General features: G+C 59.8%; 15 protein-coding genes and 1 pseudogene. 5 read left to right on the top strand and 11 right to left on the bottom strand.

Features of this window, described 5'->3' with window-relative positions:
• Nucleotides 1-84: 84 nt before the first annotated feature.
• Entirely contained in the window at nt 85-864 is a 780-nt protein-coding gene (locus BW14_RS06300) for an SDR family oxidoreductase (protein WP_044089813.1), read from the bottom strand.
• 45 nt (nt 865-909) lie between these two features.
• The gene (locus BW14_RS06295) at nt 910-1932 is read right to left on the bottom strand and encodes an NADP-dependent oxidoreductase (RefSeq protein ID WP_044089812.1); all 1023 of its coding nucleotides are present in this window, start codon (nt 1930-1932) and stop codon (nt 910-912) included.
• Nucleotides 1933-2098: 166 nt separating this feature from the next.
• On the opposite strand from BW14_RS06295, the gene BW14_RS06290 reads away from it, so the two are divergent.
• On the top strand, nt 2099-2551 hold the full coding sequence (locus BW14_RS06290; RefSeq protein WP_044089811.1) for an Rrf2 family transcriptional regulator: 453 nt from the start codon (nt 2099-2101) through the stop codon (nt 2549-2551).
• A 942-nt stretch (nt 2552-3493) separates the two neighbouring features.
• Here BW14_RS06290 and BW14_RS06280 read toward each other — a convergent pair.
• Nucleotides 3494-4018 (bottom strand): AAA family ATPase, encoded by a 525-nt coding sequence (locus BW14_RS06280; RefSeq protein WP_052381963.1) that lies wholly within the window; start codon nt 4016-4018, stop codon nt 3494-3496.
• Nucleotides 4019-4151: 133 nt separating this feature from the next.
• Between BW14_RS06280 and BW14_RS11950 the strand changes: the two genes are divergently transcribed.
• Nucleotides 4152-4301: a hypothetical protein gene (locus tag BW14_RS11950; RefSeq protein ID WP_156100210.1), complete on the top strand. Its 150-nt coding sequence runs from the start codon at nt 4152-4154 to the stop codon at nt 4299-4301.
• A gap of 133 nt (nt 4302-4434) precedes the next feature.
• On the opposite strand, the gene BW14_RS06275 is transcribed toward BW14_RS11950, so the two are convergent.
• Genes BW14_RS06275 through BW14_RS06265 form a run of 3 tightly spaced genes read right to left on the bottom strand, consistent with a single transcriptional unit; the run spans nt 4435 to nt 10044 of the window.
• Nucleotides 4435-6675 carry a YhgE/Pip domain-containing protein gene (locus BW14_RS06275; RefSeq protein WP_140489648.1) on the bottom strand — a complete coding sequence of 747 codons (2241 nt, stop codon included), beginning with the start codon at nt 6673-6675 and terminating at the stop codon, nt 4435-4437.
• Nucleotides 6675-9287, bottom strand: coding sequence for a YhgE/Pip domain-containing protein (locus tag BW14_RS06270; protein ID WP_140489646.1), 2613 nt, complete (start codon nt 9285-9287; stop codon nt 6675-6677). Before BW14_RS06270 ends, BW14_RS06275 begins: the two co-directional genes overlap by 1 nt.
• 25 nt (nt 9288-9312) lie before the next feature.
• Nucleotides 9313-10044, bottom strand: a complete 732-nt coding sequence (locus BW14_RS06265) for a TetR/AcrR family transcriptional regulator (RefSeq protein ID WP_140489644.1) — start codon at nt 10042-10044, stop codon at nt 9313-9315.
• 261 nt (nt 10045-10305) lie between these two features.
• Here BW14_RS06265 and BW14_RS06260 point away from each other — a divergent pair.
• Nucleotides 10306-10555 (top strand): annotated as a pseudogene (locus BW14_RS06260) (winged helix-turn-helix transcriptional regulator); the annotation flags it as partial.
• A 312-nt stretch (nt 10556-10867) separates the two neighbouring features.
• Nucleotides 10868-12433 (top strand): ADP-ribosylglycohydrolase family protein, encoded by a 1566-nt coding sequence (locus BW14_RS06255; protein ID WP_219847188.1) that lies wholly within the window; start codon nt 10868-10870, stop codon nt 12431-12433.
• A 439-nt stretch (nt 12434-12872) separates the two neighbouring features.
• On the opposite strand, the gene BW14_RS06250 is transcribed toward BW14_RS06255, so the two are convergent.
• The 3 genes from BW14_RS06250 to BW14_RS06240 form a co-directional block, all read right to left on the bottom strand.
• Nucleotides 12873-13994: a hypothetical protein gene (locus BW14_RS06250; protein ID WP_140489642.1), complete on the bottom strand. Its 1122-nt coding sequence runs from the start codon at nt 13992-13994 to the stop codon at nt 12873-12875.
• Nucleotides 13995-14221: 227 nt separating this feature from the next.
• The gene (locus BW14_RS06245) at nt 14222-15490 is read right to left on the bottom strand and encodes an OFA family MFS transporter (RefSeq protein ID WP_140489640.1); all 1269 of its coding nucleotides are present in this window, start codon (nt 15488-15490) and stop codon (nt 14222-14224) included.
• 472 nt (nt 15491-15962) lie between these two features.
• A complete protein-coding gene (locus tag BW14_RS06240; RefSeq protein ID WP_044089805.1) occupies nt 15963-16382 on the bottom strand; it encodes a peptide deformylase in 420 nt (139 codons plus the stop codon).
• Between the two features lie 104 nt (nt 16383-16486).
• Between BW14_RS06240 and BW14_RS12260 the strand changes: the two genes are divergently transcribed.
• On the top strand, nt 16487-17620 hold the full coding sequence (locus BW14_RS12260; RefSeq protein WP_044089804.1) for a hypothetical protein: 1134 nt from the start codon (nt 16487-16489) through the stop codon (nt 17618-17620).
• Nucleotides 17621-17848: 228 nt separating this feature from the next.
• Here the strand turns inward: BW14_RS12260 and BW14_RS06220 are convergent, their stop codons facing one another.
• On the bottom strand, nt 17849-18367 hold the full coding sequence (locus BW14_RS06220; RefSeq protein ID WP_258185260.1) for a hypothetical protein: 519 nt from the start codon (nt 18365-18367) through the stop codon (nt 17849-17851).
• Between the two features lie 418 nt (nt 18368-18785).
• Complete coding sequence (locus BW14_RS06215) at nt 18786-24704, bottom strand: endo-alpha-N-acetylgalactosaminidase family protein (RefSeq protein ID WP_140489638.1); 5919 nt, start codon at nt 24702-24704, stop codon at nt 18786-18788.
• Between the last annotated feature and the right edge of the window lie 771 nt (nt 24705-25475).

Genomic DNA, 25475 nt, shown 5'->3' with positions numbered 1-25475 from the left:
ACTCAGTAGATCTCACCCAAACCGGCACCACGCCGCATAGAGCATCTTCACCGACGCCGTCGAACCGCGGCAATCAGCGTATGGTCACATGTTCGCGACCGATACGCCAAACGTGATCGGCAGGATCTTGGCCAGAAACGCGAGCAACTTGTTGAACGGATGCGGCAGGTAGATGGCCTTGTTCCGCCTGACTGCACGGATTGAACCAATCGCCACGTCACGCGGGTCCAGTACCGGCAACGGCGTCCGCTTCCCCGGCCCCGCGTCCGAGACCGCGCCGGCGGACGATTCTGAACCACGCGACAGCATCGGCGTATCCATCAATCCTGGCTGCACCACGGTGACATGAATGCCGTGCGGCTTGAGTTCCTGCCGCAGCACGACGGACAAGGTGCGCACATAGGACTTGCTGGCACTGTATGCCGCCAGATTGCCCACCGGTGAGACGCCGAGAATGGAGCCGGTCTCCAAGATCATGGACCCGCGTTGCATGTACGGCAGGCATAGGCGCGTGACCATCGTGGTCGCCATGACGTTGAGCTGCACCAACTGCAGTAGGCGCTGCGGATCCTCATCAGCGAACGGCCGGCTCGCACCGATGCCCGCGTTGCTGACAAGCATACGGATAAACGGCTTGGCGGCGTCAAGCCTGTCACGCAGTTCGTCAAAGCTGCGCAAATCGGTCAGATCGAGCGGAACCGGCACGATGCGAACGCTCTGATATTCAGAGGCGATTCGTTCGAGTTTGCCTTTGCTGCGAGCGATTACCCAGATCTCCCGGATTTCCGGGCACTCACGGATGATCGCATCAATATACGCCCGGCCAAGGCCAGAACTTGCGCCGGTGATAATAGCGATAGGCATTGCCGATCCATTCCCTTTCATTCGCGTTCGTCAATTACCCGACGATCAGAACCGAACCACGACCTTGCCCGACGCACGCCCTCCCATGCCAGCGACAAGCTTGAGCGCCGCTTGAATGTCGTCAAGACGGAACATGTGCGGGTCGATGGAGGGACGCACATCACGCTCCTTCACGATGTCGGTGACATGACGCAGCTGTTCGCCATCCGCCCGCACGAAGATGAATTCGTACCGCTTGCCCTGCGCCTGCGCCTTCTTGTCGAGCTTCGATCCGGCGAGCGAGAACAGCGCGCGCTTGAGGAACGGCATCCGCATGCGTTCGGCGAACGCCTTGTTGGGCACGCCACGCAAGCTGAGCAGCGTGCCACCGGGTTTCAGCACGGACAGTTCACGGTCGAATTCGGCCGGCCCAAGCGCGTCGATCACGTAGTCGACACTGACGCCGGCCTGCCAGTAGTTCTCCGCGCGGTAGTCGAGATACCGGTCGGCACCGAGGGCGAGGATCTCATCGCGCGAGCGTTCGTTACCGGTGACGGTGACGTCCAGCCCCAACGACTTGGCGATCGGCACGGCCACACGGCCGAAGCTGCCCGAGCCTCCGGGAATGAGAACACTCTGCCCCGGCTTGGCGTCTAGGATCTCCGTGAACGCCTGCCACGCGGTCAGACCGGTGAGAGGGATGGTCGCGGCCTCGTCGAAATCATAGCCCTCGGGCATCGGTGCCACAGCATCGGCGGGCAATGCGACGAATTCAGCGAGCGCGCCGGGGTGGTCGATCGGCGTGCGGGCATACACGCGATCACCCGGCTGGAATCCGCGCACCGCATCGCCCACGCGTTCCACGACGCCGGCGACCTCGTTGCCAAGCGTGACCGGCATCGGATAATCCTGGATCAGCTTGACTGCGCCAGTGACGACCAGCAATTCCAGCGGATTGACGGCCGCCGCCTTGACGCGAATCAGTATGTCGCGGTCACCGATGGACGGTTCGGGGATCTCGTTGACCTCAACCCCCGCAATGGCCTTGGCGACGTCCTTCTCGTAACGGTTGATCTGCGCTGCTCGCATGGTGGCGCGTCCTTTCTTCGATTCCGCAGGTGTTGGATTTCCGACGACCCAGTAATGTAATATTTAGAATTACATTAAACCATATCGTGACGCCGGGATATCGTCAACACAGCAGCGTCGCAACGCGTGAACATATGGGACGACGGCACGAAGGACGGGAGGACACATGCATATCAGCATGAAATGCTCAGTGGCGGTGCACTGCCTCATCTTCATGAACGAGGCCGGCAGCGACGACCGCGTCACCAGCACGCTGCTGGCCGAAAGCACTGGCTGCAACCCGGCAAGCATTCGAGCGCTCTTCGCCGCGCTCAAAAAAGCCGGCATAATCGATGTCCAACGCGGCAACGTCGGCGCACACCTGATCCAAGACCCCAAGGATGTGACGTTGCTAGACATCCAGAACGCCGTCGAACCCGATGGACTGGCCACGATGATCGGCGTCCACCAATACAAGGGACAGTCATGCCCCGTGGCGCGGAATATCCACGCCACGCTCGCCCCCTCCTACGAGAAGATCGAACACGCCACAGCCGAGGCCATGCGCTCCATCACGCTGGCGGACATCATCGACGACTACCACATCCAACTCAACGACAAACCCACACGGCGTCAATGACACCGCGGGCACAGGGCATCCACAAGTGGACTCCAACGAATTCGTCCCGCCCATTCTCACGCGACACGCCGAGAAGAGCGGTAATTTGAGCTGTAAGACAGTTAGGCGGCACAACCGTTTTCATTGCAATATCGCCAGTTCCACGGCGTGAAGTTGTGAATCTCGTATCCTCCGCCATCGCCCTTTTCCCATCCAAAGGAAAAGGGCCTTTTCATTGCCAAAACGGCGGAATCCCAACGGTTTCAAGCCATTCCGCCGATTTCCGCCGATCTGCCCCATCTTCCGTTTTGACCCGTCTCGACCCGTTTTTCCGCGACACCCGTTTTCCATGGCGTCATAGTCGGTGAACTAAGCAGTACCGCTTAAGGGCTAGGGGACAAACCGCGGGCCTTGTTCGCGGGCCTTGTTCGCGGGCCTTATCGGCGCACCGCCGATTAGCGTGGTTGGCCGCAAGCGTTTCGACCGCGAGTCCCCGTCTTCTTCGTCTTCTCGCGGCCTATCTCGCAGTTGTGTGCAGCAACACGGGCACACCGCAGACACCCCAGGCCCCAGAACCGGTAAAAATGGCCATTCCGCACCATGCCGATACCAGCATTCCCGCCGTACGCTACGGCAGACTACACACAACTGCAAAATAGGCCGCAAAACAGGCTCCGCGACAAGGGGTTATAAGGGCTCAAGGCCAAACCGTGTTCGAACCGCGGGCCCTATCCGCCCCACCCGCATGCCGTCCGCTTGCCGTCTCACCCAAGTGCGCCGCCGGCGTGTCGTTGGCCAGTTTGGGCGCCCAGCCCATCCACGCCCATCATCATGCCGTTCATCGCTCACGCCGCCAGACTATCCGGATCGAGCAGGAAATCGTATACGCTCATCGTGAGGATGCCGCGCTCATCACGGACCGGCTTGACCACGTCTCGCACGAGGATAATCTTCTGGAAACTGTCACCGATGCGGAGCAGCGACGCTTTCCCCTGCGCGACCTTCTCCGACGCCGGCAACTGATACGCGGATTTCGTCGCCACGACCACGAAACTGGGTCATCACATCAGTGGACAGCATCTTCGAGTTGCCGCCCGTCACATACACGTCCACATTACGCATGCGTAGCAGGCCGTTGAGCACCCCGTACAGCTGTGGCGGCTCGTCGCTCCGTAGCTCTTTGTCCGAAATCGCGTACTGCACCTCATCTAGCAGCACATAGTATGGTTCGCTGCGATTCACGATGCGGGACTTCACATAATCGTATAGCGAGAGCGGGTCGCGGTAACGTGCATACATCAGGTCATCCAGCGCGATTTCGATGATGTGGTCATCATCCACACCCTGTGCGCGCAGGGGTTTCTCGAACAGTTCGAACAGCAGGAAGGTCTTGCCACAGCGCCTCGCGCCGGTGACGACCTTGACCATGCCGTTGCCCATGCGCACAATGAGATCGTTCAGGTATTTGTCCCGTGATATGAGCGTCAAATCCCCAATCGCCACTCGTGCTCTCGCGCTTTTCACTGAGTGACTATGACATTTATGTCAGTTTCACGCAATAGAGAGCGACGAAAGGCGAATACGGATTTCAATGGAGGATGCGCGCGAACAAAGGCACCGGATGCCAGACGAGGAATGCACTCCGTCACGAACCGCCACGCAATCACCGTCCAGCATCGCGAACACCCAACTCACGATTGACGACGGCACAGTGATCGGCGCGGGTTCGGTCGTCACACATGCTATTACCGCCAACGCCAAGCGGCAGTAAAGCTAAGCCCCGATGATAGTTAGGGTCTCGCATCCTCCGCCATCGCCCTTTCCTCATCCAAAGGAAAAGGGCTTTTTTCATTGCCCAAGCGACACATCAGCTGACTGCTCAGCAGATCTTCTTTCGATCCGTCTCAGTTCATCGCCATCGTGCTGGAGACCAGCTTGTTGGTCTTCGCCATGGCGCGGGTCACCGGCGTGTAGAGCACGAAGCCGATGAGCAAGGCGACCACGAGATAGATGCCCATGCGACCCATCTGCTCCCAGTAGACGTTGCCGTAGAATCCGCCGACGGTCTCCCTCAGCGCGGTGATGCCATGCGAGAACGGCAGGTAGGGGTACAGCTGCCTGAACCCGCTCGGGAGCATCTCCACCGGGAACGTGCCGCCGATGCCGGCGATCTGCGAGACCATGAGCGCGGCGCAGATCGCCTTGCCGACGGTGCTGAACACGGCCGACAGCGTATAGACGAGCGTCGAGCTCACCAGCGACGACCACCACAGGCACAGCATGAACAGGAACGGGTTCGTCGCCTGCGCGCGCAGGTACAGCAGGTCACCGAGCCCCAGCACGGTGGTCTGCGCCAGCGAGAACGCGATGAAGGTCAGGCCGCGGCCCAGATACAGTTGCCATGGCTTCGGATGGTCCAGGGGCGCGGCGATCTTGTCCGATACGTTCGCCTTGAGGACGATACCCAGGAACATCGCACCTACCCAGATGGCCAGCAGTGTGTAGAACGGGGTCATCGCGGAGCCGTTGTTCGCGATCGGGTACACGGCTATGCGCTTCGTCGTCACGGGCGTGGTCATGGCCAAGGCGATGGTGTCCGTGGGCTGGGAGAGCAGCTTGCGCACCCCCTCCACTCCGCCGGAGGCCATGGCCTCGTCCAGCTTATCGGCGGTCTCGCCAAGCTTCTTCGATTGCTCGAGCAACGTGTCATGCGCCGTGTTGATATTATCCGTCACCTCACGGATGTCAGTCAGCGCACCGGCCGAGCCGCTGCCGTCGGTCTGACCGGCCACGGCGGCGAGCGTCGTGGTGGCATCGTCGACCAATGCCTTGGCGTCCGCCCCGGCCCGTTCGGCGGAGTCGGTCACGCCGGAAAGGGTCGCGACGACATTGTCCTGATACGACTTGTTCAGATCGCGGATCGACTGCGCGCTGGCCTGCGCCTGTGCGGCGATGTCCTTGCCCGCGTCGGTGATCGACTGTCCCTTGGCTTCGGCCCGGTCCGCGGCGTCGTTGATTTTCGCGTCGGTGTCGTTGAGGCGTTTGAGGGTGCGGTCCACGTCAGCGATGGCCCGGTCGATTGCAGCCTTGGCCGGTTCGGTGTGCAGCGTCTCCCGGATGGAGACCAACGTGTTGCGGTACTGGGTCAGGCTTGCGATCATCGGCCTGATGCGGTTCGTGGAGATCGCGCGCAGGGCCGCCGCGGTGTTGGCGGCTCCCTCGGCGGGTTTGCCCAGCGCCTCCTCGGCGTTGTCGCCGACGGCGTCGAAGGCGTCCGCCGCGGAATCTAGTCCGTTGGTCATGTTCTCGTTGATGCGGTCGATCGACGTGGATGCGTCTCCAAGCTTGCCGGTGATGCCGTCCATGTCAACGGTGGAGGATTGCAGCGACCGCTTCGTCCGTTCCATCGACTTGCCGGATGCGTCGAGCAGGGATGCCGCGGAATCGGCGAGATCCGCGTAGCTCGAAGCGAGATCGGCAGCGTCGGCGAGATCGCTTGATTGCTGCCGCAGATTGGCACTCAATGCACTGATGGATCGTGTGCTCTGGTCCGTGTCGAGATAGGCGGACACGGAATCAAGCATGCCGGCGGCGGCCTGAGCAACGGCCGAGGTGAGGGTGTCGCTGATCTGCTGACGTACGGTGGAGGCGCCCTGATCGGTGACGGTGGAGCCGATGGGATTCTTCTTGGGGTTGGAGTAGTAGACGAGCTGAGCCTGCCGCACCTTGGTCTTGTCCGTTTTCCCGGAATCCGCGGCCCCCTCGCTCAGCAGGGAGAACAGGTCCGTGCTGAAGTCCTTGGGAATCACGATTGCCGCGTAGTATTCGCCTGATTCCACGCCGCTTTTGGCCTCATCCTCGGTCACGAACGTCCAGTCGAGGCTATCGTTCGCCCTGAGAGCATTGGCGACCTGATCGCCCACGTTGACCTTCGCCGGCAGCAGGTCGCCCTGATAGCCCTTGTCCGAGTTGGCGACGGCGACCTTCATGCCGCCGGTGTTGCTGTATGGATCCCAGTTGGCGTAGATGTTGAACCATGCGTAGAACGACGGCATGAGGATCAGGCCGATGGCGATGATGAGCGCGATCACGCTGCTGCGGATGTGCCGCATATCGGTGCGGAATATGGTCCATACGTTCCTCATCAGTGAACATCCTTTCCACTGGCACCGATTCCATTGGCATCATCACCGTCACCGGCGTTCCCCGCAGCATGCCGGGCGATGCTTCCGCCGGCGCTTCCCGTGACACCGCCAGCAATCACAGCACGTCCAGCGTCCACGACGGAACGCAGCAGGCTTTCGGCGCCCATTGTGCTGTCATGTGCCTGTCGCGGTAGGTGGAGGTGGATGTATTCGAGGATAATCAGCGCGATGTCCACGACGACTACCATCGCCAGCCAGGCCACGAGGAATCCGATGCTCGGCCCGACGACCATCATGACGATGAGGAACACGACGGGGATTATCCAGATGAGATGGAATCCGATGCGCACCAGATGTGGGTACAGCCGCTCGAACTTCCTCGCCCGGCGACGTACGTCGGCACCCCAGGTCGGATCGGCGAGCATCTTGCGCACGGTAATCATGATGTTGCGTTCGGAACCGACGATCTCCAATCGCTGCGCGTAGACCAGATCGGTATCCGCCAGTTCGCGGTTGAATAAATCATTGAGATTGGCGAGCGCCGGACGGCACAGCATCGCCACGAGCAGGAACGCCACGGCGAACATGGAGGTCTGCCAGATGCGCGTCCAGAAGTCCGTGCCATAGAAGCCCCCGATCGATTCGCGCAGCGCCTCGACGCCATACGTGAGCGGCAGCATCGGGTACAGCAGTCGGTAGAAGTGGGGCATCATCTCGATTGGGTACATACCGCCCGCGCCCGGCACCTGCAGTATCAGGAAGATCACACTCAATGCCATGCCGATGTGCCGGAACATCATGACCAGACTGTAGGCGATTGATACGTAGGTCATCGAGCATACGATGGTGCCCAGATAGTACGCCCATGGCACGTTGCATTGGATGCCGATGACGAGGTTGCCTGATGCGATGACGATGCCCTGCAGCACCGCAACAACCATGAGTAGCAGCCATCGTCCGAGGAACGCCTGCTTGGGCGTGAGCGCGTCAATGCCTTCCGAATCGGCGTCATTACGTATGAGGGTGAGCGCCGCAAACGCGCCTGCCCAGCATGCCAGGTTCGTGAAGAACGGGGCGATGGCGGTGCCGTAGTTCTTCATCGGATAGTATTCGCGGGTCTCCAGACCGACCGGTGATGCAAGGAACGAGGACACCTGATCGGCGTCCACATGCGCAAGGCCCTTGACGCCGGCCCACGCATCGCTCGCCCGAAGGACGGCGAAATCGGCTTGCGTGCGTTGCACCGATGCACTCACGCGATCGAGGGCCTTGCCCGTCTGCCCCATCACTTTTGACGCCGATTCGAGCGTCGTGTCGAGCTGCGCGAGATCGGCGTCGATGCGACCAAGCGATTCGGCGGTCGCGCCCACGGTTCCGGACAGTCCGACGAGCTGGGTGGAGACGCCGGTGAGGGTGGAATCAATCCTGCTCGAAGCGTCCGAGGACAGGCTGGAGAGCCCGTCGGCCTTGCCGTTCAATGCGTCCAGGGAATCGGAGAGCTTCTTGCCGCCCGCCTGCATCGCCGAGGGGATGCCATTGTTCAGTTGCCTCATCGCTTCGATCTGTGCGGCGAGGTCGCTCTGATGCTGTTTCGCCTGTGCGAGGGCGTCCGAGCCTGCGAGCTGCGGGTCGGATTCCATCGCCTCGATCGCATCCCCCAGGGCGTCGTTCGCGGATTCAAGCGTGGACAGCGAGGCGTCGACACGGCCGGAGATGTCCGCCGCATTGCCGTTGACAGTGTCCTTAATGCCGTCGATGCGGCCCTTAAGGGAGCCGGCCCCGGACTGCACCTGTCCGACGGTCGAGTTCATGGAGTGCTGGAACGCCGACAATCCACCGCGTGCGGCGTCGACGGAGGATGCCGTGTCGTTGACACTCGCGGAAAGAGCGTCGGCGCGTCCGGCGATGCCCGTCATGCTTTGGCGGGCCCTCGTGATTGTCGCTCGCGCATCGGCGATGGAGGACTGCGCGTCATCTACTTTGCCGCGGGCCGCCGTGATGCTGGATTGGGCTTCGCTCAGCTTGCCGTCCAGCTGGTTCGCCGTCCCGTCGAGCTGGCCGCTCATCTTGCCGGCCTCTTCGGAAAGCGTCTTCGTGACGGTCGCGCTGACGGTGGAGACGAACGATTCGTTGATCTGCTGCTCAAGGGCCGCGGCGCCGGACTGCGTCACACGCGGCGCGAGCGTGTTGACCTTCTCGTTGACATAGTAGGACAGTTCGGGGCGCGTGAAGTCGCCCTGTAGCACGCTGGTCAGATCCTTGCTGAAGTCCTCGGGGATCACGATGGCCGCGTAGTATTCGCCGGACTCCACGCCGTTGACGGCGGCCGACTCGTCCACGAACCGCCATCCCAGATCGTGGTTGTCCTTCAGGGCGTCCATAGTCTGATCGCCCACATTCATTTCGGAGCCGTTCACCATGGCTCCCGCGTCGTTGTTGACCACCGCGATCGGCACATCTCCGGTATTCGCATATGGGTCCATGTTCGCTGCGACGTTGAACCATGAATACAGTCCCGGCACGAAACATGACGCCAGAACGATGAACACGGCAAATGGCACCGCGCAGATGCGCTTCACATCGCGAATGAAGACGCGCAACACGTTATGCATGATATCCGCCCATTCCCTCGTGAATTCACCTGCCGACCGTCACCACTGCGCCGGATGCGTGGGCCGCTGACGATTCGGAGACCGACACGCCAATATTCCTGGCGAGCATGGCCAGCCCGATCGCATGCGTGTTGTTGGCCGCGATCCTGACCACAAGATCAATGGGCTCCCTGCGCCCGCGCCGATACCATTCCTTGAGCGAACCGACGATCCCGGCCGCCAGATACACGAAGTGGTAGTCCCTCACGGTTTCGGCGGCCTGGGTTCGGCCGTCGTCGGGAGCCAGGCTCGCGTGAGATGCGGAAATCGGATCGATGAGCTCGTTGCAGTACGCACCCACCGCGGCGATGAGATCACCTGAGAACGTATCTCCGGACTTACCGGTCACCAACAGGGACATGGATTCGTTGGCCGTGGCGAACTCGAAAATCTCATGGATGAGAGGTTCGTAGTCATCCTGGAGAATTTCCCCGCGATGACGAGTGATGATGTCCTTATACGAGTCGATGAGCTCGCGTTTGAGCTGATCGAACAGGGCGTAGATATCCGTGTAATGCACGTAGAACGTCGCCCGGTTGACGTCCGCGAGACGGGTGAGCTCCATCACCGAGATCTTGTTCAGCGGCTTGGTCTCCAGCAGTTTGACCAATGCACTCTGCAGCATCACCCGCGTGCGGCGCGACCGCCTGTCCATGGGCTTGACGGACCGCCCTTCGTCAGGTTCTCCGGCGCCCGTACGAGTGCCCGCTTCTGCCATTACGCGCCTCCAATGCCTCGATTTTCTACGCCACGCCGGCCGAAAATGCTGGGATCTTCGTTGTTGCGCGTGGTCCGTTGTCTCGGCGACATCATAGCAGACACTATTCGACAACTGTCGATAAACATTGCAGCTGTCGAAAATAGTGCGGGACGCAAGTGCATAACCAGCCGAAATGCGCGCGCGTCCCGGTAACGCGCACGAAAAAACGCGCGCAGGGCAGCCAAGGTGTTACCACCGCACGGAGATGCGCTCACCGATGTGCGTGATCTGCTGGACGGCACCAAACGCTTCAGCGAACTGCGCCGGTCAATCGGTAATATCTCGCAAAAAGTACTTACTTCGAACCTGCGTCAGATGGAGGCTGACGGGCTCGTGCATCGCGAAGTGTACGCCGAAGTGCCGCCGCGCGTCGAATACTCGCTGACCAAGCACCGGGCGCAGCCTGAGCGCCGTCATCGACGCCCTGCGCGACTGGGGCGAGCATTACAAGGCGCAGATCGCCGCGTAGGGCGCTCGGCGCGAACTCGGTGACGGCATCGAGCATGCCTTCCCGGCAAATAATGCAGAACAGTTTCAGCATCGCCGCGTGCAGGCAGAACGGCTTCGCTCCCCAACGGCATTCGCTGGGTTTGTCGACAAACAGCCCGCCGCCGATTAGCCTCCGATTGGCGGCCGACACGCCGACGCAACCTTTCGTTTGAGTTGTCCGGTTAATGCACAATAGCAGCGTGGAATGGTCATGATCGGCGAAGCCGCCAGACACCCGCGCTGAAAACAACGAATCCGCGTGGGAAGACCGCGCCGGAGCGAAGGAGGACACATGACATTGCTGTTCGACGATTACGAACAAGGGCTCAACCCGTTCATCGTCCACTGTGCTTACGCGAACTGTGACATGACGGTGGACACCAGCGACTATGACAACGACCCGAGCGCAGCACAGGATATAGTCCTCGACGCTGGCTGGGTCGACATCGAAGGACGCGCGGCCTTCTTCTGCCCGAAGCATGCGGCGGTCGCGCAATTCCCCTGGAAGCTGATCCGCGAGGCCGACCATTTCTCCATCGCCGACTTTGCACGCCTGCATGCCGCCGTCTACGGTCAAGCGGTCGGCGACGCCCTCGGCGTGCCCTACGAGTTCCAGCGTCGCGACACCTTCGAATGCACTGGCATGATCGGCCACGGCACGCACAACCAGCCGGCCGGCACATGGTCGGATGACACCGCGATGATGCTCGCCACACTGGATTCCCTCGCCGAACACGGCGGGCGCGTGGACACCGACGACATGCTCGCCAAATATCGTGCATGGGCCAAGTCCGGCGAATACACGCCCGACGGCGCCGTATTCGACATCGGCAACACCACAAGCCATGCACTCGCCTCGGGCCACGGTGGCACCGACGAGTACGACAACGGCAACGGCTCACTGATGCGCATCCTCCCGCTGGCCTTCACCGATTGCTCCGACGACGACATCCGCCGTGTGAGCGCCATCACCCATGCCCACCGGATCAGCACTGATATATGCGTGCGCTTCATCCGCATCGCTCGCCTTCTGCTGGCCGAAGGCACCGCCTACTCGCGTACGGAGGTGTGCAAGATCGCCAACATACCCGAGGACCTGCGGTTCTGCGAACGCCGCCGGATCAAGTCAGGCACATTCGTGTTGGACACGATGCTGTCTGCAGTGTGGTGCTTGGTCAACACGGACAATTACCGGGATTGCGTACTCGCTGCGGTGAATCTCGGCGGCGACACCGACACGACCGCCGCAGTCGCCGGCGGGTTGGCCGGCCTGCTGTACGGCGATGAAGGCAATCCGTGGGAGGAGGAGATGCGCGGCACCGAGCTGTTGGAGACGCTGATCGCGAAGGCGGCGCTCAATCTGCCGGGTCTGCATCCGCGCTCGTGGGAGGTCGCCGCATTCCAGAAGGCCGAGAAGACGGCCCGCGACGAGGAGGAGGGGCTGCGTCAGCTCATCGCGCTCGTTCCGCGCTTTGAGGATGCTCAAAAGACAGGGTGCCGTCTGTATGACAATTCCCACCTGTCGGAGGAGGTCGACGGCAAGACCGTCTTCCGCGGCGTCTCTTACGACCCGCTCATTGATGAATGGTGGAAAGCGGTGTACAAGGCGTGGGGCGACCGCGGTAATTACCACGAGTACCTCGAAAATCTTAACTTGGACAATCCGCGCGATCTGGCCGATTTCTACCGTGACGGGGACTTCGACAATCTCGATCTGGACAGCACACTCACCCTACTGCTGTTCCCCACCCGCGAGGAGCGGTTCTGCGACGGCGCGCTATGCGATTATCTGGACGACGGCTCGATTCTGTACCTGATGCAGCATCTGCGGGACTTGCAAGGCGATACCGACATCTGATGCCTCGTTGCTCGTCGCCATCCAATGTGGCGGTACGCCTCAGGTCTCTCCCCCAGTCCGCTACGAGCCATCAGAGAGGGCTATGCCACAAATGCTGGCTCCCTCTGATGAGGGAGCTCCCGGCGACAGCCGGGTGAGGGAGAGAAACACACAACACAGCCGTCCCAGTCTCTCCCCCAGTCAGCTTCGCTGACAGCCCGTCCTGCAATTTCGGACGCGCTGCGCGCGCGGTTTGCTGGCTCGCCTGTCGGCTCGCACGTTGCCTACAAACAGCTCCGCTGTTTGCTTCACGGCAACGGTCGTCAGAAGGTGTCGATAACCAAGCAAACATTGATTACAGGATTGGCATGTAATCAATGTTATCATGTTATGATGAATACTGGTTAGAACATGACAAAAACAGTTGAATGAAATTAACCATAATATTAAAAGAAATGTTTTATATCTCCCCTTTATTATAAATGCTTACTTTCGCATTTCTTAATTTCAAATATGGCCGACCAGCATCATCAGCATCATATGATGACAAATATGCTGATGATATATATGCCATATTGCCTGGTATGCAACCTGCATTATATGATGTGAATATTTTATATGCGGAATATTGTTCTTCTCCTGTTTTTTCATTTCTGCAATACAAAATTGCTTTTTTCTCCCCTGTTTTTTTATCATTATAAACATGTGATGATACTATCGTAAGTCTTTTATTGCCTGTTTTTAAGTTAGGATAAAGTGGCGCAGGAATCATAATAGTTCCAGTATTAATAATGTGAGAATCCTTATTTTTCATCATTTCATCATAATTATATTTAAGACTCCTCATTCTGCGAAGAAAAGCATTCTGGTCATTAACGACCTCATTCTTGAAATTCTTCTTCAATTCCTGAGAATATAATGCTTTCTCGCCATCATTCGCAAGATAAGTGTTAGCAATGATTACATGTCTCATGTAATCATTAAATTCATCAGGGTATTTTTTAACAAAATCATGAAACTTCGTATCATCATTATCTTTTATTTCTTGAATGAGAACCATGTCAGCTGGAGAAGCGCTACAACTCGCACTGTATTTTTGGCCAGTACACATTAAACATGTTTTATCACCATCCATGCCAGTTCCATGACAATTCTCACATCGTTTAGCAAAATTGATGGTATAATCATAATCCTTATGATACCCCCAATCCATTTTCTTAACAGCCGGAGCATATCTTAAATTGCCAACATAAATAGTATTGAAACTAACTAACCGAGCATATTTATTATCCTTGAATAAAGCAACCTTATCATAATCATCAGGAAGTATCTTATTCGGATTCAAAGTGCCTGCACGCGCACTGATTCTTTGATTGATTTCCATAGTTGCGAAATACTCGTTGGCAGCTATAACATCTGTATCTCCGTGCTGACTGCATGGAGTGGTCGCACAGGGAACCATCTTGTTCTCATCGGGCGAATAATGCCAAGACTTCAATCCAGTATCGACATTACTGGAATTGGCTGTATTGGCAGCATCATTATTATCGTTTGTCGTCTTTTTCTTGAAAAACCCAAACATGACAGACACACCTTTGTTTAATGGTTGAGGAGCACCGGAAACCTATGCAACTATCTCTAGTGACAACTATATCTCTAACCACATCGAAGCAACCACAAGTGCCCAAATGGCTCAGCGCAAGTAATTCCCGAGATTGTTGGCTTCAGCCCGAAATCTTTGCACTGAGTACCACCAAACCGAGGATTTCCTGAACCAAACAGCCTCACATCGAAACCTCAATCGAGGCACTACGCCTCGCGAACCTCACAACGGCCGCCGAAGTAGGTGACCAAACTGATACTGATCAATCCCACCGTGAACAAACCGGCGAGCACAGGAATGAGCGCGGCATAGCGATGCGCCTGATCAGGTGCATGAGCGACCACGAACGCCGCCAGCTGGTTGCCGGACAGTCCGGCGAACGCCCAGGCGCTCAACGTCAGGCCGTGTGTGGTGGAGACGGTCTTGGTGCCGAAATGCTGGTCGAGCAGCACCGGCAACGTGGAAAAGCCACCGCCATAGCCGGCGTTGACAAGGAACAGCATGGCCAGCACCGCCCATAGCAGGGCATTGTCTATGCTGTTGACGGCCATCTGCAATACGCACACGGCAATCGACATGATGAAAATCACCTGATACACGGTCTCGCGGCGCTTGAGATGGTCGGACAGCGTGGAGAAGCCCACGCGGCCGGCCGTATTGAACACGGAGTCCACGGCGAGCACCAGTCCAATCACGCCGGCAATCGCCGCGGCGAATTCAGTCGGACTCAGCCCGGCGTACTGCGGGAATGCCTTGAGCACGTCGTGCAGGATGTCCTTCTCCTGGCTGATCAGCGCGAGGCCACAGGTGATGTTGATGTAGAACGCGATCCAGATGCCCCAGAACACAGGCTTCCCGAGAATCGACCGACGGCTCACGTGCGAGGTGGCGGGATCGTAGACCCAGCCGGCGGGACGCTTGATGAGCAGGAAGCCGATCAGCATCATCACCGCATAGACCGCGGCCAGGATATAGAACATGGCGACCAGACCCACGGCGCCGATCAGAAATTCCATGACCGGGCTGGCGATGGCCTTGGCTAACCCAAATCCGGCGACAGCGATGCCGGTGGCGAGGCCCTTGTTATCGGCGAACCACAGCATCAGGTTCTTGACCGGCGTCAGGTAGCCAACACCCAGGCCGACGCCCATGATCACGCCGTAGCAGATGAATACGCCCGGCAGGAAGTTCAGGGCGATGCTCACGCCCGTGCCTGCGAAGCCGACCACGAAGCAAATCATCGACACCAGCGCAGATTTCCGGATGTTCTTCTCCACCATCGGGCCGGCGAATGCGGCGGACATGCCAAGGAAGAAGATGGCAAGCGAGAAGCCCCATTCCACCGAGGCCGGGCTGGCGTGGAGGCGGTCGGCTATGAGCTGCTTGAACACGCTCCAACAGTAGACCGTACCGATCGGAATATGAATCAGCAGTGCAGGAATGATCGCACTTGTCCAACGATTTCCCTTTGTCATGCAGGCGAACCCCTTCGTATGTGACACAAATACGATATTCGCCGGGCTACAGAGAAGAACAGGAGCCGCCCCTCACGGGCACAGTATCAAACATCCACAATGCGCTATTCGCCGGCATCGCTCTCCCCTGTCAACACCGACAAACAGCACTATAGCACCCTTTTCGACACCCCGGCCCGAATTATATGAAACTACAGCATGATATATCTCACACTATGCAACGTGGCGATGACACTCATCGACCACAGTCATCAGAACAGACCATAGGAACTATCGACCAAGAACCATTCGCCAAGCTCAGCGCAAGTAATTCCCGAAATTGTTGGCTTCAGCCCGAAATCCTTGCACTGAGCGACTCTCAGTGCAACAAATTCCCGAAATCGACGGCTTCAGCCCGAGAATCATTGCACTCGGCACCCCGCAGCACCGCGCGTCATCCCAATCGACCCCAATCGACCCCAATCAGCCCCAATCAGATGACGATGCCATTGCAGTGGTCGACTTCGTGCTGGATGATTTCAGCGGTGAAACCAGTGAACGTGGCATGGCGCTCCCGGAAGCGTCGATCCCGGAAATCGACTTCGATGCGACGATAACGGATCGTGCGCCGCTCGCCAGTCAGCGAGAGACATCCCTCTTCGGTCTCATATGCACCGTCCGTGGCGGTGATCACAGGATTGAGCATGACGTTGATACGCCCGCCAAAATCCTCATCCACGAACGCGATGATGCGCTTGCCCACGCCGATCATGTTCGCCGCCATACCGACGCAGCGCGAACGGTTGGCTTCCAGCGTGTCCACCAAATCCTGGATGGTCGATTCGTCACCGGGGCCGGCCGGCTCGGACGGTGTGCGCAGAAACGAGCGCGAGGTCATAATCGGGCGCTGCATGACAGTGTTCCTCTCCGTTCAGAACAATTCAGGACATCCGGCATCACGCACAGACGTTCAACCATTCATCATATGATGGAGCCCACGCCACAAGGAGGCCGGAGATGCGCGTTATCGAACAGTATTGCCGCGGCAAGCGACCCGACCAGTCGCTCAACGAGGACGGGCTCGCCATCACGGACGGATTCGCGGCCGTGGTGGACGGGGTGACCAGCAAAAGCATCCGTCACCTATGGCGGCCGTGCGGCGGCGCAGTTGCCAAGGATCTTGTGCTCGAGACCATAGCGGCCTTGCCTGATTCCGCCACGATGCGACAAACGCAGCTCGCCATCGATACGCGATTCCAGCGTGCCTATCGCGAATATCGCGAATCTTGCAGCACCGCAGAAGAGCGCTTCGCCGTCGACAGCAATAGCAATCACAATCACAATCGCGGCAACGTCTACACCGGCAACCGCACTGGTAACGGCGACCATACTGGCAACCGCACCGACGGGGATAGCCGAGGCCGTGCGGACGACCCGTACACCATCTTCGAGCACGAGCCCATCGAACGACTGCAAGCGAACGCCGTGGTCTACAGCGCTGCGCGACGCGAAATCTGGCTGTTCGGCGACTGTCAGGCCATGGTCAACGGCGAGCAGATACCCACGATGAAACAGGTCGATGTGCTGCTCGGCGAGCTCCGCGCCTTCACCACGCTCGCCTTGCGGCATCGGGATTCCGGACAGACCCGGCATCAGCCGGTTTTCGGCGCCGGCGCAACTGTTCGGAATACATCTATATCTTGTGACGACAGCGGCAGCAACGGAGATCCCTCTGTTTTCGCAGATGCAGCCGTTGCCGCCGACTCCGCAGACACAGTCGCTTCCACTGACTCCGCCGACTCAGCCGCTCCCGCAAACGCCGCCGACCCGGCGCGCGCGATGATCATGCCGTTCCTGCGCCTGCAATCGCAGTTCGCCAACGTGCGCGGCCCCTACGGATACTCTGTATTCGACGGATTTACCGATTCCGCGTATCCGATTCGCACGGTGACCGTCCGCCCCGGCGACGAGGTGGTGCTCGCCTCCGATGGCTTCCCGCTACTGAAGCCCACGCTGGCCGACTCCGAAGCGGCACTGCAACGGCTTAAGGTCGAGGATCCGGCACTCATCAGCGAGTACCGGTCCACCAAAGGATTCACGCCGGGATACGATTCGTTCGATGATTGCACCTATCTGCGGTTTGTTGTTTGATATTGACGAGGACAACGCCGCTTTTCTGGATGTGATGCATTTCCGCAGCTACTGCATCGCTTGCTTGGGCTTCTCTCTCCGTCACCGCTACGCGGCGCCACCTCCCTCATCAGAGGGAGGCGAAAACGGAACAGCCCATCTCCATTGCCGCCCTCCGTCACCGCTTCGCGGCAGCTCCTCCCTCATCAGAGGGGGCTTATCAGAGAGGGCAACGGACGGTGGAAAGCGTCACTTCTTGGAGGCGTTGACGGCGTCAACGGCCTTCTGCAGGGATGCGGTGTGGGTCTTGTACCAGTCGGCCTGCTCGGTGAGCTTGTCGGTGGCAGCCTGATAACCATTGGTATCCTCGGCGATGCAGCCTTCGTACACCGGCACTTCGGCACCCATCGCCTTGTTCAGCGCGTCGAGCGTGGAGGCGTCTTTGACGTCATCCTTGGTGAGTGCGGCGGCATCGGAAGCGTCGCCATTGAGGAGGTTGTTGTAGTCGTTGGTGGCGTTGCGCACGTCCTCGGACGCTGTGGCGCATGCGGCCATCGCGTTGTTGAGCTGCGCGTCCGCGTATGCGCGGTATCCGAACACGCCGGCGGCCGCGATCAGCGCCACCGCGACGATAATGGCGATGACAATAGCACCTTTCGACAGGCCCTGCTTGGCTTCCGGCTGCTTGGCTTCGGCGGACTGCTCTGTGGATGCCTCAGCTTCGGCGACCTTGGTTTCGGTAACCTTCGCTTCAGTGTCGTTGGACATGGTGTCCCCTTCCTTCTCTCTTCGTCGATTGCTTCGCGTGATCGTTGCGTTCGATATCGCATCAGCCAGGCACATCAGCCCAGTTAGGGCCGCAACGCACAACGGGCATCAAGGATAGTGGATGCCGGAAGACCGGGGAAACCAGAGCCAGCGATGATGATGAAAAACGTGTCACATAGTGAATGCGGGCGCACACCTACATTGGCCAGCGTTATTGCCCAGCGTACGTTTGGTGCGGCTTCGCCCACCCATATCTCACCAAACGTACGCTGAGTTGCGGTCAGTGTACGTTTGATGAGGTTCTACCGGTACTTTTCTCACCAAACGTACGCTGAGCGTCCGTCAGTGTACGTTTGGTGAGAAGAAGTGGGGTAAAGCCGCGCTGAACGTACGCTGACGTACGTTCAGCGCTTCAGCCTCAGATCCGGCCGCGCCTGCGGCAGTAGGCCAGGGTCGCACCGGCACCGGCCAACAGCAGTCCGGCCAGGGCGACCATCGCCACGTTGGCACCGGTATCGGAGATGTTGCCATCACCCTTGTCGGAGGCATTGCCGCGCTTGACCAGAGCGGCGATTGCCTTCTCCAGCGCCGTGCGAGCCTCATCGACCTGCTTCTGGGTGGCGTCCGCGTCGTCGGCGACAGCACGGGCCTTCTTCAGGGCCGCGCGCACCGCGTTCGCGGAGTCATCGGTGTACAGGGCCAGATTGATGGCGGCGGCCTTGTTGATGGTCGCGTTCAACGTGGTCTTGTCCACCGCGCCAGGCTCGGGCTCGGGCTCGGGGCCCGGGTCAGGCATGGAGCCCTTGAGGCCGGCGATGGCATCCTGCAGATCAGCCAGCGCGGTGTTGACCTCGCCCTGCGTGGCCTGCTCATTGGCAAGCACCTGCTTGGCTGAACCCATCGCCGCCGCGAAGACCTTCCAGCTTTCGGCCGTGTAGTCGGACTCCTTCAAGGATTCCGCCTTGTTCACGGTGTTCTGCAGGTCCGTCTTGTCCACCACGACCGGGCCGGGGCCAGGTTCCTCGCCCTTCTGCTCGAGACCAGCAATCGCGGTTCCAAGGTTCGCGGTGGCGAGGGCCACGTCATAGGCGGAGGCCTTGTCGTCATCCGCCACGGTCTGGGCGGCGTCGCGAGCCTTGATCAGGGCGGACCATGTTACGGCCGTGTAGTCGGACTCCTTGAGTGCATTGGCCTGAGCCAGCGCATCCTTGAGGTCGGACTTGTCCACCACGGTCTCCTCCGGCGCCACCTCTCGGTTGGTGGTGAGGCGCAGCTCGGAAGCGGACGCGAATGTGTTGACCTGATTGGCGCCGGAACCTGTGGAGCTGAGTGCAATCAGGCGTACGCTGACCACGTCGTCCACAGCGTCGAAGCTGGCCTTCTGCCAAGCGGTGTCATAGGTGAACTCACCGGTGACCTCCTTGGTGGAGCCATCGGCCAGCGTCAGCAGGATCCTGTATCCCAAAATCTTGCCGTTGACAGTCGCCCCACCCGGTCGCGGAAGGTACCGCAGACCGTTGATGGTGGTCGGCTCGTTGAGGTTGAACTGGTACCAGGCCGTGCCGTTTCCGACGGCGTTCTCGCTCCAGTTGGTATGCCAGTAGGTGCTGGCGGAACCGTCCTGGGCGAACTCCTTCGGGCCTTCGTAGTCGCCGTAGTTGCTCTGCGCGCTGCCGACTTCCACGTCATAGCCGCCGAGCTGGTCTGAACCGTCCATCGCCACGTCATACTTGTCGCTGCTCTCGTTGCCGGGAGCGGTTTCCATGTATTCGGCGAGCGCGACCAGCAGGTCATAGGCCTTGGTGAAGTCGTCGGCGGTGGCGCCGTCCTTGTTGATGAGCACGCGGGCCTTGACCAGCGCGTTCTGGTAGGTCTGCCATGCGGCTTCGCTGACCTCGGACTGCTTGCCGTCGAACTTGCCTTGGATTTCCTTGAGCTTGTCGCTGGCTTCGGCCTTGGTGCGGGTTTCGGATGCCACGCGCTCGATCTTGAGGTTGTCGAGCACGAAGTCCTTGTATCCGCCGAAGTTCGCGGCGTTGCCGGTGGTGCTCTGGGTGTCCGGAGCGGTGGAGGTGGAGTAGATGCCGAACCAGGAGTCGCCGTTGACGCCTCCGGTCAGCTCGAATTCGGCCTTGCCGGTCTCGCCGAGCGCCTTCTTCAGGTTGGTCAGCTTGACGTTACTCGCCGAATACTCACCCTGGCCGACCGCGATGGCGTAGATGTCATCGGAACCGGACTGGTAGTCGAACGACACCTTGTACTTCGCACCCGGCTCGAACTGCACGTTCTGCGGGATCGTCTGGTAGACGAGGGTGCCCTTTTGGGACAGACCATTGATCTTCACCGACCACGTGCCGTCGAGCACGTCGTCCATCTTCTTGACGTCCCATCCGGCCTGCGTGTACGGGGCATGCAGCTCGGAGAGGTGGACGCGGTTGTCTTCCACGCCTTCGGATCCGGAGACCACGAACGGCCAGATGCCCTGGGCGTTCTTCTCGAAACCGTTGGTGAGGGACTTGAGGCCACCGTCCTCGTCATAGGTGATGCCGGAGTAGTCGTTCTCCACGATACGCACATCATCGAAGTACGTGTGCGCCTCGTCGGTGCTGTTGCGGGAGAGGGTTACTGTGGCGTCGCCGTTCTCAGGCGCGGTGAAGAACACGTACATGTTCTGGAAGTAGCTGGAGCCGTCTTCCGTGTTGCTGTTCGTGTTGTGTCCGTATGCCTTGATGTAGTTCTTGGCGATGGACTTGCCGGTGGCGTTGGTGGCGAGCACCTTGCCGCCGCTGGTCACCGTGACCGAGGCTTCGCCGGTACTGCGGTTGTCGACGCCGACGTACAGGGCGTACTTCTGGCCGGCCTTGAGGTCGGTCAGACGCTGGGCGACGCTGACCTTGCCGCTCAGGCGCAGCATGGCGTTGTTCTCGCCCTCGACTTCGGCCTTTCCGATGCCGGTGACGGTCCAGTTGGACTTGAGCGTGTCGGAGCCGCCGTTGAAGCCGGCGTCCACCACATGCATGCCCTCGCTCCAGTTGACCGTGATCTGCTTGGCCTCGCCCTGGTACACCACGTACGGGGTCTCGGCGTCGGCGGTGAGCGTCACCTGGCCGCCGGAGACGGCGACGGTCTGCTCGTTGGTCTTGCCCTGGTCGGTGAGCTGGTACACCTTCACGCTGGAGAGGTTCTTCCAGCTGTCGGGCAGCGTCCAAGTGGTGGTGCCGCCCTTGGTATTCCAGTGGTAGAGCTTCTCGTCGCTGGACTTGACGACCTCGCCGGTGGAGGAATCCCACACCCACGGCAGCAGGTACGACTCGTCGCCGGTGGCGGAGCCGTCGCCGGCAGAGACTTCGCCGGAGGCCACGACCTTGCCGTTGAGAGTGATGGTGCGCTGGCGGTAGGCGGCGCTGGAGGCGTCGTTGGAGCCACGGGAGAGGACCACGACGTTGCCGTTGGAGTCCTTGAGCGTGATCTGCTCGTTGCCGTTGTTCGTATTCGGGTCGGTCACCGCGTTGGCGTTGCCGTTGCCCGAGGTGAGCAGCGGGTTGTTGACCCAGCGGGTCACCTTGAAGTGCTGGATGAACTTGGTGGACACGTCATGGGTGAACAGGTTCTCGATGTAGGCGGCATAGTCGTTGCGGCCCTGCCAGCCCTCGAAGTCCTTCATGTTGTATCCGCCGAGCAGCGGGGCGTTGGCCGCGCCTCCGTAGCTCGGGTAATCGCCGACCCAGCTGTCCTTCTGGTGGTTGCGCAGGAAGCGCATCACTTCGGAGTTCTCGCCCTTGAGGTCCTTGCCGCCGTAAGTCAGATCGGCCGCCCAGTGCTGGAAGGTCGAATCGTACTCGTTGCCGGAGCCCCATTCGGTGGTCATGCGCCAGCCGTTGTCGTTGATCATCTTGCTCATCTTGCGGGTCTCCCACGAATCCTCCGAGCTGGAGGAGGTCAGGTTGCCCCACACGTCGAGATAGATGAAGTCCATGTTGTCGCCGACTTCGTCCTTCAGCTCCGCGAAACGGCTGAGGCGGGAGCCGGAGGCCAGATCGTAGATGCCGTCGATGCCGATGCCCTGATCGAGCCAGTTCCAGCCGTAGCTCAGACCGCCTGCCGCGTTGCGGCGGACCATGTCCTCGCTGAAGGCCTTGGCTTCCGGATACATTTCGGAGGCGTTGACATGGATGCCGAAGCGGGCGCCGTATTCGGCACCTTCGGTCATCAGCGTGTTCATGTCCTCGGCGCCGCCGATACGCTGCCCGATGTCGCCGTAATCCGGATGGCCGGAGTCGTGGCCTTCGTTGCCGTAGCCCTTGAGCAGCACGGATTGGCCGAGGCCGTCCGTGTTGAGCGCCACCTTCTTGACGTTGTCAAGCGTGGTGAGGAACGGGTTCTGCGCCTGGGAGCCGAAGTTCATGGCGATGCGCCATGCCACCAGCTCAGGCACTTCCTCGGACTTGTACGGATTGTTCATGATGTCGCGATAAGCGATCGCGCCATCCTGCCAGTTGACCACACCGTCCTCGTTCTCATCGCCTGCGATGGCGACGGACATCTGCGGCATGGCGGTTTCGGCCACCGTATACTTCTTGCCCTTGGAATCGGTGACCGTGCGGTGGTAGTACCACGGAGCGCTGGCCAGACCGAAGGACGTGGTCTCACCCGTCTGCTGGGTGGTGGCGTAGACGCGCGTGTTCTGGCTGCCGCCACGGACGCCGGCGTATGCGGCGCGACCGTCATGCTCGGAATTCGACCACAGGCCGGCGCTCAGGCCGGCACCGGAGACGAAACCGTACGTGTAGTCGCGGTCGGTGTAGCTGGTGTCGTCGGTGATGACGAAGTTCTCATCACCGGGCTTTGTCGTGCTGGACGACATCGTGGTACCGGTGAACTGGGCGCTGTCCTGATTGGCGCGCACGGAGACCAGGCTCTGGTTCGGGAAAGCGAGCGTCTCGATGGCGTTCTTCTCCACACCGTTGCCTTCGGGGATGCCGTCGGACAGATTGTTCTTGATTTTGGTGACGTTGAGATGCAGCTGGTTCTTCTCGACCTTGATCTCGACGGTGATCACCGCGTCGATCTTCTTGGCTTCGTCCTTGACCTTCAGCGTGTATGTGGCTTCGGTGGCGCTGACCTTCTTGAAGGTCACGTCATCATCGGCCAGTTCGATGTTGGTGCCGTTGATCTGGACGGTGCGCACATCCTTGGTCTGGCCGTACATCACCTTGCCATCGGCCATGGTGTACTGCAGCACGGCCGGGAAGTTCTGCTTGACCTGGACTTCCATCTTCTTGGTCTTGAGCGTTTCGGTCTTGACCGCCGCAGACTTGGTGAGGACGATCGGATCGATGGCCAGATCGGCGTCGGAGACGGTCACCTGCTGTGAGACGTCCTCGTAGCCGTCTTTGGCGACGGACAGCGTGTATTCGCCGGCTTCGACGTCGGCGAAGCTGAAGCCGCCGTCCTCACCGGTCTTCGCCTTGGCGTCGCCCAGACGCACTGCTGCGCCGGCGATTGCGGCACCCTCGGCGTCGACGACCTTGCCGGAGACCGCATACTTGGCGGCTTCAGTGACTTCGGGGAAATCCTTGATATACACATCGGTCACCTGGTTCAACAACTTCCAGGAGCCGGCCTTGATGGCGAGTTTGTTCGAGAGGTTCGTCATCTTGGAATAGTCAACGTCGAATGCCTTCTGGCCGTCGACGGTCAGCGTGGCTACTTTGGCGTCGGTCCAGGAGACGACGACGTCGTGCTCGTCGTTGGCACTGGGCGCGGCGATGCGGCCTCCGCTGTACCAGTCGCCTTCGCCGCCGCCGGTGTAGGTCTGCCAGAACCAACCTTGGGCGTCATAACCGATGAACAGACCGCTGCCGGGATCGTTGTATCCCAGATAGAAGCCGAATCGATTTGCCGAGCCTTCCTGCGGAGACTTGATGGTGGCGTGGAAGGAACCGGCCTTGGAGAAGTCGTAGTCCGTGCCCCAGATGGCCACGGCAGGCCAGTCATTGGCTGCGCTCGGGTTCGCCGCCGCATTGCCGTGCGCCGCAGTGGACTTGAAGTGCAGCCAGCCGTCCTCCATCGCCAGGATCTCTCCGCCCTTGGCTATGTTGGCGTCGATGGTCCAGCCTTCCACGGCATCTGTCGCGGCATCGGCCGAGGAATCGGCTGCGGAATCATTCTGGACTGCGGGAGTCTGGGTGGAAGCATCGTCGTTGATCTTCTGGATCTGGCTCGCCAAGGATTGTATGTCGGCATCAGTGAGAGGTGAGGCGAACGCCGTCCCTCCACTGCCCATACACGTCAGGGCTAGCGCTGTCGCCAGCGCCACTGATATCGTCTTTTTCATTAACTATATTTTCCTTGATCTCTTCATCGAGGTGGAACAGGTGCCATCATCATTGAAAAATAAAGCATCTGTAATTACGTGAAGATACTTTACAAGAAGAATTCTCCAAGCGCAATCTGAGGCGGTTCCCAGTTGTGTGCGCCGGGTCGTGTGCGCCAGGTTGCACAAGCCTACTCAACGAAGCATCCTCGCCATTAGACCGAAGCTTTGCGCCACTGACAGGCGGCGACCGTGGCGACTTGTCGACCGACCCGAGGTTTTGCTGCGCTGAAAAGCCATGACCGAAGCATTCCTCCCACCCGACCGAGATATTGCCCCGCTGACAAGCCGTCAGCAGGGCAACCTGTCGGTTGACCCTAGGTTCCGCCCCACTGAACGGCGGCAATCGGATCGGCTTGCCGACTGACCCGAGATATTGCCCCGCTGAGAAGCCGTCAGCAGGGCAACCTGTCGGTTGACCCTAGGTTCCGCCCCGCTGAGAGGCGGCGACCGAAGCATTCCTCCCACCCGACCGGGATATTGCCCCGCTGACAAGCAGTGACCGGGGCACCTCCACGGCCCAACCGAGGTTCTGCCCCGCTGAGGAGCTGTCAGCACGGCGTTTTCTCCGTTGAACCGAGGTTCCGCCCCGCTACGCCGGTGTAGGCGCGACATTCCCCCGGTGTAGCCGATGTTCTGCTTCACTGAAGAGCGACGACCGGGGCGACTTGCCGACCGACCCGAGATATTGCCCCGCTGAGAGGTGGTGACTGGGGCATTCCTCCCACCCAA

The organism is Bifidobacterium sp. UTBIF-68, assembly GCF_006408855.1.
Taxonomy (GTDB): Bacteria; Actinomycetota; Actinomycetes; order Actinomycetales; family Bifidobacteriaceae; genus Bifidobacterium; species Bifidobacterium reuteri.
The sequence above is the reverse complement of the archived record's forward strand: the minus strand, read 5'-3'. Positions and strand labels throughout refer to the sequence as shown.